Source organism: Gluconacetobacter asukensis (assembly GCF_014174375.1).
Classification (GTDB): Bacteria; Pseudomonadota; Alphaproteobacteria; order Acetobacterales; family Acetobacteraceae; genus Gluconacetobacter; species Gluconacetobacter asukensis.
Window position 1 is genome coordinate 91300 of the sequence record NZ_JABEQE010000002.1, and the last position, 13118, is coordinate 104417.

Here is a 13118-nt window from a genome sequence, read left to right on the forward strand (position 1 = left end):
GGGCCGGACGAGCATCGGGACACGTCCAAACAATGAACGCGATCACTCTTCCATCATCGAATGCCTACCGCATCATCGACCATGCGTACGACGTCGTCGTCGTCGGTGCCGGTGGCTCGGGCCTGCGCGCGACGCTGGGCATGGGCGCCGCCGGTCTCAAGACCGCCTGCGTCACCAAGGTCTTCCCCACCCGCAGCCACACCGTCGCCGCCCAGGGCGGCATCGGCGCGTCGCTGGGCAACATGGCCGAGGACAATTGGCGCTGGCACATGTACGACACCGTCAAGGGGTCGGACTGGCTGGGCGACCAGGACGCCATCGAATATATGTGCCGCGAGGCCGTGCCGGCGGTGCAGGAACTGGAACATCTGGGTGTTCCCTTCTCGCGCACCGAAGAGGGCAAGATCTACCAGCGCCCGTTCGGCGGCCACATGCGCAATTACGGCGAGGCCCCGGTGCCCCGCGCCTGCGCCGCTGCCGACCGCACCGGCCATGCCATCCTGCACACGCTGTACCAGCAGTGCCTGAAGCATAACGTCGAATTCTTCGTCGAATATTTTGCCATCGACCTGATCATGGACGACGAAGGCGCCTGCCGTGGCGTCGTCGCCTGGTGCCTGGAAGACGGCACGATCCATCGCTTCCGCGCGCAGACGGTGGTGCTGGCGACCGGCGGCTATGGCCGTGCGTACCAGTCCTGCACTTCGGCCCATACCTGCACCGGCGACGGCGGCGGCATGGCGATGCGCGCCGGCGTGCCGACGCAGGACATGGAATTCGTCCAGTTCCACCCCACCGGCATCTATCCGGCCGGCTGCCTGCTGACCGAAGGCTGCCGCGGCGAAGGCGGATACCTGACGAACTCGGAAGGCGAGCGCTTCATGGAACGCTACGCGCCGACCGCCAAGGATCTGGCGTCGCGCGACGTGGTCTCGCGCTCCATGACCATCGAGATCAACGAAGGCCGTGGCTGTGGTCCGAACAAGGACTACATCATGATGCATCTGGAGCATCTGGGCGCGGACCTGCTGCATGAGCGCCTGCCCGGCATCTCCGAAACCGCGCGCATCTTCGCCGGTGTCGACGTGACCAAGGAGCCGGTGCCCGTCCTGCCGACCGTGCATTACAACATGGGCGGCATTCCCACGAACTATCATGGCGAAGTCATCCGCCCCACCGCCGACAATCCCGATGCCGTCGTCCCCGGCCTGATGGCGGTGGGCGAGGCCGCGTGCGTGTCGGTGCATGGCGCCAACCGCCTGGGCACCAACTCGCTGCTGGATCTGGTCGTGTTCGGCCGCGCCGCCGCCAAGCGCGCCGCCGAGATCATCAAGCCGCTGGAGACCATCGCGCCGCTGCCGCCCAAGGCCGGCGAGGCCGCACTGGACCGTCTGGACAAGCTGCGCAACGCCAAGGGCGGCACCCATGTGTCTGCCATGCGCGACACGCTGCAGCGCACGATGCAGAAACATGCTGCCGTGTTCCGCAACTCCAAGAGCCTCGCGGAAGGTGTCGAGAAGATCAAGGACATCTGGACCGGCGTGCCCGATCTGGAAATCTCGGACCGTTCGCTGATCTGGAACACCGACCTGATGGAAGCGCTGGAGTTCGAGAACCTGCTGGCCAACGCCACGGTCACGATGGCGGGCGCCGAAGCCCGGCACGAAAGCCGCGGCGCCCAGGCGCACGACGACTATCCCGACCGCGACGACAAGGAATGGATGAAGCACACTGTCGCCCATCTGGACGACAAGGGCGGCGTCACCCTGACCTACCGCCCGGTGCATATGAAGACGCTGACCGACGAGGTCCAGGTCTTCCCCCCCAAGAAGCGCGTCTACTGAGCGAAGCGGCGGAAAAGGAACGAGACGATGGTCGAATTCAGCCTGCCAAAGAACAGCACGATCGGGAAGGGCCGCACCTTCCCGGCCGCGCCCGGTGCCAAGAACGTCAAGCCGTTCCGGATCTATCGCTGGAATCCGGACGATGGCGCCAACCCGGTGGTCGACACCTATGAGCTCGATCTCGACGCGATCGGCCCGATGGTGCTGGACGCGCTGATCCACATCAAGAACAACGTCGACACGACGCTGACCTTCCGGCGTTCGTGCCGCGAGGGCATCTGCGGCTCGTGCGCGATGAACATCGACGGCGAGAACACGCTGGCGTGCCTCAAGCCGATCAAGGACGTGAAGGACGCGGTTTCGATCTACCCGCTGCCGCACATGCCCGTGGTCAAGGACCTGGTCCCCGACCTGAACGGCGCCTATGCCCAGCTCCGCTCGATCGAGCCCTGGCTGAAGGCCGACACCGCGCCGCCGCCGGATTCCGAGCGCCGCCAGAGCATCGAGGAACGCGAAAAGCTGGACGGGATGTGGGAATGCATCCTGTGCTTCTGCTGCACGACCTCGTGCCCGTCCTACTGGTGGAACGGCGACCGGTATCTGGGCCCGGCCACCCTGCTGGCGGCCTATCGCTGGATTGCCGACAGCCGTGACGAGCATACGGGCGACCGGCTGGATGCGCTGGAAGATCCGCTGAAGCTCTATGCCTGCCGCACGATCATGAACTGCACCCAGACCTGCCCCAAGGGCCTGAACCCGGCAAAGGCGATCGCCCGGATCAAGGAACTGCAGCTGGAACGCAAGGTCTGATCCCGATATCCCGTCCCGCCAGGCGGGAGAGATTGACTGAGGGGGCGCCGGATGAGACACATCCGGCGCCCTTTCTTTTTGCCCCGACCGAGGAAGCCGCCTGCCGTGTTCGAAGGATCTCTGGCCGCGCCCGACGGCAGAAGGCGGGCGTGGATCGACAGCCTGTTCGTCGATCACGCCATCTTCCGCATCCCCTGGACCAATCTCGCCCCCGTCATCCCGGGCAAGGTCTATCGCTGCAACCACCCGACCCCGGCCCGGCTGGCGGCTGCCATGCGCCGCTACAACCTGCGGACGCTGGTCAATCTGCGCGGGCATCGCAAATGCGGGTCCGACGCCCTGTCGCGCGCGGCCGCGGCCCGGCTGGGGCTGACCCATCTGGACATGGCCTTCGAAAGCCGGGGCGCGCCGCATCGCGAGCGCATCCTGCGCTTCGCCGCGATGTATCGTACGCTCGATTTCCCGATGCTCATGCACTGCAAATCCGGCGCCGACCGGGCGGGCCTGGCCTCGGGGCTGGTCATCCTGTTCGAAGGGGGTACCGCCGCACAGGCCCTGCGCCAGCTTTCATGGCGGTTCGGCCATTTCAACCGCTCGCGTACCGGCATCCTCGACGCGTTCTTCCTGCGCTACCAGCAGCAGGCCGAAGGCCGCATCCCTTTCCTGGACTGGGTGCGCGACGAGTATGACGAAAAACAACTGCGCCAGGATTTCGTCGCCGGCAGGCTGGCATCCTTCGTCAACGACCAGGTACTGCGCCGCGAATGAGACGAGGGCTCTCGCCCTCGCCACCAAACGACTGGTTTCCAAAGGCGCCGCCTTTGGCGGGGTGCGGGGCAGAGCCCCGCGTAAAGTCCCCTTATTCCGGCGGAATCATCATCCGGATCAGATCCAGCACCCGCCGGCGGGTCGCCGCATCCTCGATCCGGTAATAGGCGCGCACCAGCTCGATCGTCTCGCGACGCGACAGCAGGGCCAGCTCGCTGGCCGACGCCACCGGACCATCCGACGAACCGCCGAAGGCTTCCTGGGCCTGGGCAAAGCCGAGCGCTTCGGCATTGCTCCGCCCGACCGCATGGCCAGCCGACCGGCGGCCATGGTCCAGCCCGTCAAAGAAGAAACTGACCGGCACGTCCAGCACGTCCGAAAGCTCGTAGAGCCGCGAGGCGCTGACCCGGTTGGTTCCGCGCTCGTATTTCTGGACTTGCTGGAAGGTAAGGCCCAGCGCCTCGCCAAGGCGCTCCTGCGACATGCCTAACAACGTACGGCGAAGCCGGATACGACCGCCAACATGGATATCCACAGGCTTTGGACCAACGCTCGGCTTATCGGTCAATAGATCTTCTTGCCCCTTGGCATCAACGTGGTCCAGCGTGCGACGGGTGGGACAATGCAACATTAACTTTCCATTTACCATCATCCTGGCAGTCCGCTCACTGACAATTCAACAATCAATCTGTAATGTGATGGGTGCCGACTATCCGCTCGGCATTGACACGCGGTCAGGCCATACGGTAGGCGCATACCTGATATCAGAAGCGGTCATATACCGCCACGGGATAGTGGAAAATTCGGCTACAAGGGGCGCGCAACCAGCCTTCTGCCAATCCCGGGCACCCACGTCCCCAGTGCTGGCAGCAGCATTGCCGCTGCCAGCAGGATCGGGACCCAGCGCCCCCAGCGACCGAAGACAGTCTCAGGCAAGGGGGCACTCAGCGAAACGACCAGCGACCCCTGCCGATTCCAGCCCAATCGCGCCAGTTCATGGCCATGGGCGTCGAACGCGGCGGAAATGCCGGTATTGGCGGCGCGCGCCACCGGCAGCCCTTCCTCGACCGCGCGCATGCGCACCGCCGCCAGATGCTGGCGTGGGCCGGCACTGTCGCCGTACCAGGCGTCGTTGGTGACATTGACCAGCCAGTCCGGCCGATCCTTCGCATCCACGACCTGCCCCGAGAAGATCACCTCGTAGCAGATCAGCGGACCGACGGGCGCCACATCGGGCAGATGCCAGGTCTGGACACCGCCTCCCGCCGCCATGCCCTCGCCGGGGACGACATGGAACGGCAGAAGACGGGGCTGATATTCGCCGAACGGCACCAGATGGGATTTATCGTAGATATCGGCCACCTGCCCCTCGGGACCGGTCACCGCCATCACGCTGTTGCGCCATCTGCCTTCGAAATCGGAACGGATGGCACCGATCAGCCCCGCGGCAGACCCTTCGCCGGCACGGGCGATCATACGCCGCGCGATATCGTCCTGCTGCAACAGGCCCGGAAACGCCGACTCGGGCCAGACGAACACCACCGGCCGGTCGCCGGCTTCGAGCAGCGCACGGGCGATGCCCGAGCGCGTCAGCGCCAGATAACGACGGAAGATCGCCACATTGTCACTGCCGTCGATCTTCTCGGTTTCCGGCACGTTGCCCTGAACCAGCACCACGGTCGGGTTCCGGCCGGGGGGCAGCGGCGTCAGAGCCAGCCGGCCCCAGCCTGCCAGCCCCCACACCGCCAGCCCGGCCAGGGCCGCCAGCGCGCCGAAGCGCCCAACCTGCGGCAGCAGCGCCAGCAGGACGGTACACAGGGTCAGCCCATCGACGCCGATCCAGGCCGCCGGCTGGATCATCACGTCGCCCAGCCGACCCGGCAGTTCCCAGGTCGTCCCCAACGGATTCCACGGAAAGCCACTGAAGATAAAGACGCGGCCCATGTCGAACAGGGTCCACAGGCCGGCGAATGCCAGCAGGCGCCGCCAGCCGACGGGAGCCAGGCGGCACAAAGCGGCCGGCAATGCCGCGATGGGGGCGAGGATCAGCGCACAGCCGGGAGAGGCCAGCGGCACCAGCCACCAGAACGTATCCGCACGGACCAGAATCGCGTCGGTCAGCCAATACAGCCCGGCAGTGTGAAGCCCCAGCCCGAACAGGAAGCCGCGCCGCGTGGCACCGCGCCACGAGCCAGCCGCGTCGATCGCCGCCGTCAGCACGGCGAAGCAGGGAATCAGGATCGGAAACAGATCGACCGGCGGAAAGGCCAGTGCGGCCAGCGCACCGGCCAGCAGCATCAACAGGTCGGCCCGCCATCCGCCGGCCCCGATCACGCGCGCAAGCCCGCCCCCCAGCCAGAGGGGCGGAACCGGCGCAACAGGGTGGGCCCCAGTGGGCAGAACCCCCTCCTGAAGAGCCCTAGTCGAGAGCGTCACGCAGCCGTCGTTCGTAATGACGGTAATACTTGTCGGCCAGCAATTCGCTCTTCACGATCACGGCCACGTCGGTGGTGTTGAACTGATCGTCCACCACGGCACCGTCGCCGATATAGCCGCCCAGCCGCAGATACCCCTTGATCAGGGGCGGCAACCGGGCAAGGCAGCGGCGATGGTCCAGCAGGTTCGGATCGGCCCGCAACATCTCGACCCGCCGATGCGGCAGCGCGCGCAGCCTCAGCGCGGGCGGGGCCAGATGGTTGTGGTAGAGATAGGTCAGTTCGTCGGCCAGCGGGGCCGGATCGGTTCCCGACAGGCTGGCGCAGCCGAACAGCACATCGATCCGGTGCAGGAAGATGTACGAGGCGATGCCGCGCCACAGCAACTGCATCGCCGCCCGGCCGCGATAGTTCGGATCGACGCAGGAACGCCCGACTTCCAGCAGCCGTCCCGGAAAATCGGTCAGCGGCGACAGATCGTATTCGCCCGAGCTGTAGAAACGCCCGACCTTGCGCGCATTGTCGCCCTGCAACAGCCGATAGGTGCCGACCACGCCCTTGGCGCCCGAGGAAATCGCATGGTCGATCACCAGCAGATGATCGGCATATTCGTCGAATTCATCGACATCGCGACGGGTGCGCAGGGTCCGCTCATCCGGCCGCGCGCCCATCTCCTCGTAGAAGACGCGATAGCGCAGCGCCTGGGCGGCATCGCGTTCGGCATCGTTGGCGGCGATACGCACACCCAGATTGCCGCCGCGCAGTTCGGGAAACCCGTCCCGTTCAAATTCCAGGGTCGACAGCGACCGGATCGGTTTTTCGAGGCTCAACGACGTGATCCATCCTTGCTTGCCGCACGGGCGGCCCGGGCCGGCTTGTCATCCGGCGATGCCGGCTTGCGACGCGCGAACAGTTCCAGACGATGGGAAACGAGGTCGAAGCCCAGCCGCTCGGCAATCCGATGCATCAGGGCCGTATGTTCCGCATCTTCAAACTCGATGACCTTGCCGGTGTCGACATCGATCAGATGATAATGGTCGCCTTCCTCGGTCGCCTCATAGCGCGCGCGCCCGCCGCCGAAATCCCGGCGCTCGAGGATACCCTTTTCTTCCAGCAGGCGCACCGTCCGATAGACGGTCGCGACCGAGATCCGGGCGTCGAGGCTGACCGCGCGGCGGTACAGTTCCTCGACATCCGGATGATCCTCGGCCTCGGACAGTACGCGCGCGATCACGCGGCGCTGGCCCGTCATTTTCAGGCCCCGCTCTATGCACATCCGGCCGATGCGCGATTCCATGGCATCGCCCGACGCTACCATGTCGGCAGTCCGGCCCGAACCTCAGACGTTTGGTCCAACGAAGCTACCGCCTCCTCCGAGAAGGGCCGACCCGTCGCCGGGCGCCCCATATTCATTCCTCGCGCTTCGTACCCAGTCCGATTTTCCGCGCGAGGGACGACCGGTGGCTCGCATAGTTCGGTGCCACCATCGGGTAGTCATGCGGCAGGCCCCACCGCTCCCGATACTGGTCCGGGGTCAGGTTATAGGCCGTTTTCAGGTGCCGTTTCAACATTTTCAGCTTCTTGCCGTCTTCCAGGCAGACGATATAGTCCGGAAAGACCGACCGCTTGGGCGAAACCGCCGGCACCGGGCGCTCGGGCTCCGGCGCCACGCGACCCAGCCCGTCCAGCGTGCCATAGATCTGCCGGATCAGGTCCGGCAGGGCAGCGGCCTCGACAGCATTGCCCGAGACATAAGCCGCCGCGATCTGCGCGGTCAGGTCCCGCAGAGTGTTGTTTGCCATTTCAGTGGCCATGTCCAAGATCCTGCCAGTCAAAATAAACGCATCTCTATATAATTGAACCCGACGCCATCGCAACCATACTCGGAGAGAAGGAGATAGTGATGAACGATCAGGAAAGCGCGGCACTCGACATTACTGGCGAGACCTGTCCCATGACTTTCGTACGCACGCGCCTGGCGCTCGATCGACTGCCGAACGGCGGTTGTCTGCGGGTTCGGCTGCGGGGCGCGGTGCCGCTCGACAATGTCAGCCGCAGCGTCCGGCAGCTGGGTCACGCGATCACGGCGCAGACCGATCACGGTAACGAGATCCACGAAATCCTGATCGTCAAGGCGCCTGCCTGACCCCGGCCCGTCATGAAAATTTCACAGGCCATCACGGCGCCGGAGGCGTTCCGTCCGTCAATGCCCGCTCAAGCACCAGCGCATCGGCCCCATCGGGATAATAAGCGCGGCGCCGGCCGATTTCGCTGAATCCCGCCCCCCGATACAGCGCCTGGGCGGCCGCGTTGGCCGCCGAGACTTCCAGGATCAGCCGGGCCGCCCCCCGGGCCGCCATCTGCCCTTCCATCCAGTCCAGCAGCGCGCGCCCCATCCCCCGTCGGCGCGCCGACCCCGCAACGGCCAGGGTCAGGATCTCGGCCTCGTCGGCCGCGACCCGGCCGATGACGAACCCTTCGGGCACCGGCTCGTCCCCCATCCGCCCCAGCCCGACCAGCACGCCGGGCATCGCCAGCACCGCGTCCATCGCGGCGGCGTCCCAACAGTCGGCGGGCGAAAACGCGGCGCGGTGCAGGGCGGCGAGCAGCGCCCCCATATGCGCACCACCCGGGCCGATGACGGGTCCCGCTTCCCCGGTCACAATGCGCCGGGGGCTGGGCGCAGCCCCGCCGCAGGCAGTTTCGCCTCGGGCGGATCGACGTAAAGCGGCAGGATCTCGCGCGCCGCCAGCCCGGCCGCCCGGCGGTCCAGGGCCGCCTGCGCGATCATCACCCCATCGGGTACGGTTCGCGATGACAGCACGATATCGTCCCGCCCCGCTCCGCGTGCCGCCAGCATGCCGGCCGCCGCGTCGCCCGCCAGCAGCAGCCTGCCGGGCGGAAAGACGAAATCGTCACACATCGCGGCCTGAACCACGCCATCCTGCTCGACGAAGATGCGGCCACGCCGCGCGAAGGACAGGCACAGCACCGCCCGCCCAGGCCCGGCCTCTTCCCGCAGGGCACGGGCCATGGCCTCGCCGCTCGTGATACCCGCCAGGGCGCAGCCCGTCCCCAGCGCCAGACCGTGCGCCAGGGCCAGCGACGCCCGTAATCCGGTGAACGAGCCCGGCCCGACGACCACCGCGATCAGGTCGAGATCCGCCGGCCGCCATCCGCATGCCGTCAGCAGCGCGCTGCAATGGGCCGGCATCGCCTCCGCACCCCCGCGCCCAGGCAGGTCGAGCATCCGCACGGGATGCAGCGCACCCGTCTCCCCCTCAACACAGCCCAGCAGGGCCGTCGCCTCTGCCCCGGCCGGGGCAGCGTTGATCACCAGAATCCGCACGTGGGGTCAGAGCATCAGGCAGGCATCGTCGAAGGACAGGCGCGGCGCGCGCGGCCGCTCGGGCTGTCCATCGGCATAGCCCAGGCTGACCAGGAAATTGACCCGCCAGCCCTGTGCGGCCAGGAACGCATCCTCGACCGCATAGGCGTCGAAGCCGGAAATCGGCAGCACGTCCAGCCCCAGCGCCCGCGCGGCCATGATCAGGTACCCCCCTTGCAGGGTGCCGTTGCGAAAGGCCGTTTCCTCGGCCAGCCCGACATCGGCGGCGAACCAGGCCCGCAGCCCCGGCTCGGGGTTCAGGGTCGCGAAACGGTCGAAGAACAGCGGATCATGCGCCACGATCACCGTGACCGGCGCGGACAGCACCTTGTCGATATTGCCCTCGGACAGGGTGGCACGCAGCCTTTCGCGATTGTCGGCGGTGCGCAGGAAGACGAAACGGGCGGGCGAGCAATTGCCCGAGGTCGGCCCCAGCCGCACCAGGTCGTACAGGCGATGCAGCACATCGTCCGTCACCGGTTCGTCGCGCCAGCGCTCGGGCGTGCGCGCCGTACGGAACAGCAGGTCCAGCCCGGCTTCGTCCAGAACCATGTCGTCTCCCACCTTGCGTAACGGTGACCGGAAGGTCAGGCGTCCACCTGCTCGACCGACACCACTTCCGGCACATAATGCCGCAACATGTTCTCGACGCCATGCTTCAGCGTCGCCCGCGAGGACGGACAGCCCGAACAGGCGCCCTGCATCGTCAGGCGCACCACGCCGTCGCGATAGCCGCGGAACACGATGTCCCCGCCATCGCCGGCCACGGCCGGACGGACGCGCGTGTCCAGCAGTTCCTTGATCTGGCGGACGATTTCCTCATCCTCCGGCGCGATCAGCTCTTCCTCGACCGCCGTATCCTCCTCGACCACCGGGCGGCCGGAGACGAAGAAATCGACCAGGACCGACAGGATCTGCGGCTTCAGCGCCGACCATTCGACCGTCTCGTCCTTGGTCACGGCCACGAAATCGCCACCCAGGAAGACCCGTGCCACGCTGGGCTGGTCGAACAGGGTTTCCGCCAGCGCGGACCGGCCGGCAACCGCGTCGGGGCTGACGAAATCCGCGGTGCTGCGCCCGGGCATGACCGTGCGGCCCGGCAGAAATTTCAGGGTCGCGGGATTGGGGGTATCTTCGGTTTCGATGAACATCGATATGGGCCTTATCCGGCTGGGGGCAGCGCAAGGCGGACCGTGGCGGTCCGGTTACTGTCCAGATGTGCCAAGACGCGCGGCGAAACAAGCCCCTGATGGCGGAATGGAGGCATGCCGCCGCCTGTGGACGAGCCGCCGGGAATGCGTCTGTCCCGCCGGAGATGACGGAAACGCAATCTGTCCTTGCGCGAAGTCATGGCGAAAGCAGCACCCGATGTCCGAAATGCATTGACACACAGAAAGGGCTCTGGCCTTGCATGATGTGGGAGCCGGCCCGCATTTTCGGTCAGGTTCCCGGGCCCGGCGAGGGACGTGCGATCCACGGCGAGGGCCTGTTCTGACCAGCCGAGGCACCGAATCCACCATGCGTTCCGTCCCGCTCCGCCCTACCCGCCTTGTCCGCCGCGCCAGCATGCTGATGATGGCATGCGCGTCGATGGCCGTTCTCTCCGCCGGGGCCGCGCGGGCCGAGCGCCTGGCCTTCGTGCTGAATTCCGCCGATGCCACGATCAGCGAATTCGATATCGACACCCATCAGGAAATCCGCCGCGTCTCCGTCCTGCGCGAGCCGCACCACACCGCGCCGACGCCCGATGGCAAATATCTGCTGGTCGGCGATACGGCCGGCAACATGCTGTTCTTTCTCGATGCGGTCACCGGCGAGCGGGTGAAGCAGGTTCCCGTCGCCGACCCTTACCAGCTTCAGTTCAGCCCCGACGGCCGCTTCTTCACCGTCGCCGGACTGGCCCGCAACCAGGTCGATATCTACGACGCCGCAGATTATCACCTGCTGCACCGCATCCATGTGGACGCGATGCCGAGCCACATGAACTACGCGCCGGATTCCTCGGTGGTGTATGTCAGCCTGCAGGATACCGGAAAGCTGACGGCCATCGAAACGGCGACCGGCAACGTGTTGTGGACATCCGATGTCGGGTCCACGCCCGCCGGCGTGCTGTGGCATAACGGCCAGATCCTGGTCGGCGTGATGGGCACCAACTATGTCGCGGCCCTGGACCCGACGGACGGGCATATCGCGCGCAAGATCGAAATGGCGCCGGGTCCGCACAATCTGTTCGTCTCGCCCGACCAGAAGCGCCTGTATGTAACCTGCCGCGCCTCGGGCGTCATCGAACGGCTGGACTGGGATACGCTGAACGTCGTGCAGTCCTATCACGTGGCGGGCGGCCCGGATGACATCGTCTTCGCGCCCGACGGCAAGATGTGGGCGACGCTGCGCTGGCGGCAGCATGTCGCGATCATCGACCCCACGAGCGGCGAGGTCACCGACACCATCCGCACCGGCCGTTCGCCGCACGGGATCTGGCTGAACACCAACCAGCCCCTGCTTCACCTGTCGATGGCCGACCGCCCCGCCCTGCCGACACCCTGAGCCTTGCCCGCGCCCTGAGCCTTGCCCCCGTTCTGGACCCGCGAGCGGGGTAGCAGGATTTCGGCCCGCAATCCGCCTTCGGGCCGGTTCGCCAAGGTGAACCGGCCCCCTTCACGCGTCACCTCGCGGTTCACGATCGCCAGCCCCAGCCCCAGACCGCCCGTGGACCGCGACCGCGACCCCTCCACGCGATAGAAGGGTGCCAGCACCCGCGTCAGTTCGGCTTCGGGCAGGCCTGGCCCATCATCATCGACCCGTATCCGCAACCCGTCGGGCGCAACCGACAGGCCCACCCGGGCCGCGCCGCCATAATTGACCGCATTGTCGATCAGATTGCCGAAGACGCGCTTCATCGCCAGCGGCCGGACTTTCACCAGGCAGTGCTCCGCGCCGTCATACACGACATCCCGCCCCTGGTCGGCCGCATCGTCGACCAATGTCCTCAGGATCGAGACCAGATCCACCGATCGCGCGGCTTCGGGGTCATTCTCGCCGGACAGATAGGCCAGCACGCCGCCGACCATCGCCTCCATCTCCGCGACGTCGCTTTCGATCGCGCTCTGCGCTTCCGGATCGTTCAGAAAGCCGGCGCGCAGACGCAGGCGTGCCAGGGGCGTGCGCAAATCGTGCGACACGGCGGCCAGCGCCTCGGTCCGGTCGGCGATCAGCCGGCGGATGCGATCCTGCATGGCATTGATCGCCCGCGCCAGGTGACGGACCTCCCGCGGCCCCTTCTCCTCGACCGGCACCCAGCGGCCTGAACCGACCCCATCCGCCAGATCCGCCAGGGCCCGCAGCGGCATGCTGAGCGTATGCACCAGCATCGCCGCCGCCAGCAGCACCGCCCCGGCCAGGATAGCGGCCGAGGCAAGGCCCCGCGTCATATGATGCGGCTGGAGGATATCCGGTGCCACGAAGCCCAGCCGGCTGCCATCGGGCAGCCGCACGATGCCGCGCACGTCGGAAGTGCCGATCTGGGTCGGGGACAGGTTGAGCACCGCCCCGCGCAGGGTTTCGCGGTTCGCCACCAGCCTGTCATGCAGGTCGCGCAGTGCTGCCGGCTCCGGCTTCATGGGCCGGCCCGCCACGGGCGGCCGCCAGTCGAGCGTCAGGTCGCCGGTCGAGAGCATGGCCGCCAGGATCGGCCGCTGGGACAGCGGCGTGGCCGCCAGCACCCGCGCATCAACTGCCAGCCGCTCGCCAATGGCGTCCAACTGCGCATCATCGACCGTATAGGTCTCGGCCTCTTCGTAAAACGCCGAACTGCCCAGGAACACCAGCGCCACCGCCGCCAGCAGCACAAACGTCACCCGCCCGACCAACCCC

The 13118-nt window shown here is 66.8% G+C and carries 15 protein-coding genes; 5 read left to right on the forward strand and 10 right to left on the reverse strand.

What is annotated here, in order from left to right; translation table 11 throughout:
* Nucleotides 1-32: 32 nt before the first annotated feature.
* From sdhA to HLH35_RS02790, 3 genes are all read left to right on the forward strand, one after another.
* Nucleotides 33-1844 (forward strand): succinate dehydrogenase flavoprotein subunit, encoded by a 1812-nt coding sequence (gene sdhA / locus HLH35_RS02780; RefSeq protein WP_182977692.1) that lies wholly within the window; start codon nt 33-35, stop codon nt 1842-1844.
* 27 nt (nt 1845-1871) lie between these two features.
* Nucleotides 1872-2654, forward strand: coding sequence for a succinate dehydrogenase iron-sulfur subunit (locus HLH35_RS02785; RefSeq protein ID WP_182964804.1), 783 nt, complete (start codon nt 1872-1874; stop codon nt 2652-2654).
* 105 nt (nt 2655-2759) lie between these two features.
* Nucleotides 2760-3422: a protein-tyrosine phosphatase family protein gene (locus HLH35_RS02790; protein WP_182977693.1), complete on the forward strand. Its 663-nt coding sequence runs from the start codon at nt 2760-2762 to the stop codon at nt 3420-3422.
* Nucleotides 3423-3513: 91 nt separating this feature from the next.
* Here HLH35_RS02790 and HLH35_RS02795 read toward each other — a convergent pair whose 3' ends face one another.
* The 5 genes from HLH35_RS02795 to HLH35_RS02815 form a co-directional block, all read right to left on the reverse strand.
* Nucleotides 3514-4071, reverse strand: coding sequence for a helix-turn-helix domain-containing protein (locus HLH35_RS02795; protein ID WP_182977944.1), 558 nt, complete (start codon nt 4069-4071; stop codon nt 3514-3516).
* Nucleotides 4072-4229: 158 nt separating this feature from the next.
* Nucleotides 4230-5720, reverse strand: a complete 1491-nt coding sequence (gene lnt / locus HLH35_RS02800; RefSeq protein ID WP_182977945.1) for an apolipoprotein N-acyltransferase — start codon at nt 5718-5720, stop codon at nt 4230-4232.
* Between the two features lie 121 nt (nt 5721-5841).
* On the reverse strand, nt 5842-6687 hold the full coding sequence (locus HLH35_RS02805) for a GNAT family N-acetyltransferase (protein WP_182977694.1): 846 nt from the start codon (nt 6685-6687) through the stop codon (nt 5842-5844).
* Complete coding sequence (locus HLH35_RS02810; protein ID WP_246376292.1) at nt 6684-7175, reverse strand: Fur family transcriptional regulator; 492 nt, start codon at nt 7173-7175, stop codon at nt 6684-6686. Before HLH35_RS02810 ends, HLH35_RS02805 begins: the two co-directional genes overlap by 4 nt.
* Before the next feature lie 91 nt (nt 7176-7266).
* On the reverse strand, nt 7267-7671 hold the full coding sequence (locus HLH35_RS02815) for a MucR family transcriptional regulator (protein ID WP_182977695.1): 405 nt from the start codon (nt 7669-7671) through the stop codon (nt 7267-7269).
* Between the two features lie 89 nt (nt 7672-7760).
* Between HLH35_RS02815 and HLH35_RS02820 the strand changes: the two genes are divergently transcribed.
* On the forward strand, nt 7761-8003 hold the full coding sequence (locus HLH35_RS02820) for a sulfurtransferase TusA family protein (RefSeq protein WP_182977696.1): 243 nt from the start codon (nt 7761-7763) through the stop codon (nt 8001-8003).
* Nucleotides 8004-8034: 31 nt separating this feature from the next.
* On the opposite strand, the gene HLH35_RS02825 is transcribed toward HLH35_RS02820, so the two are convergent.
* Genes HLH35_RS02825 through HLH35_RS02840 form a run of 4 tightly spaced genes read right to left on the reverse strand, consistent with a single transcriptional unit; the run spans nt 8035 to nt 10396 of the window.
* Nucleotides 8035-8520 (reverse strand): GNAT family N-acetyltransferase, encoded by a 486-nt coding sequence (locus HLH35_RS02825; RefSeq protein WP_338029275.1) that lies wholly within the window; start codon nt 8518-8520, stop codon nt 8035-8037.
* Nucleotides 8517-9194 carry a tRNA (adenosine(37)-N6)-threonylcarbamoyltransferase complex dimerization subunit type 1 TsaB gene (gene tsaB / locus HLH35_RS02830; protein ID WP_338029276.1) on the reverse strand — a complete coding sequence of 226 codons (678 nt, stop codon included), beginning with the start codon at nt 9192-9194 and terminating at the stop codon, nt 8517-8519. The genes HLH35_RS02825 and tsaB overlap by 4 nt, the downstream gene beginning before the upstream one ends.
* 18 nt (nt 9195-9212) lie before the next feature.
* Nucleotides 9213-9797, reverse strand: coding sequence for a malonic semialdehyde reductase (locus HLH35_RS02835; protein WP_182977698.1), 585 nt, complete (start codon nt 9795-9797; stop codon nt 9213-9215).
* 35 nt (nt 9798-9832) lie between these two features.
* The gene (locus HLH35_RS02840) at nt 9833-10396 is read right to left on the reverse strand and encodes a NifU family protein (RefSeq protein ID WP_182977699.1); all 564 of its coding nucleotides are present in this window, start codon (nt 10394-10396) and stop codon (nt 9833-9835) included.
* Nucleotides 10397-10763: 367 nt separating this feature from the next.
* Here HLH35_RS02840 and HLH35_RS02845 point away from each other — a divergent pair, with 367 nt between their 5' ends.
* Nucleotides 10764-11792 (forward strand): YncE family protein, encoded by a 1029-nt coding sequence (locus HLH35_RS02845; protein WP_182977700.1) that lies wholly within the window; start codon nt 10764-10766, stop codon nt 11790-11792.
* On the opposite strand, the gene HLH35_RS02850 is transcribed toward HLH35_RS02845, so the two are convergent.
* Complete coding sequence (locus HLH35_RS02850; RefSeq protein WP_338029277.1) at nt 11750-13102, reverse strand: ATP-binding protein; 1353 nt, start codon at nt 13100-13102, stop codon at nt 11750-11752. The two genes, HLH35_RS02845 and HLH35_RS02850, sit on opposite strands and share 43 nt — an antisense overlap.
* Nucleotides 13103-13118 lie beyond the last annotated feature (16 nt).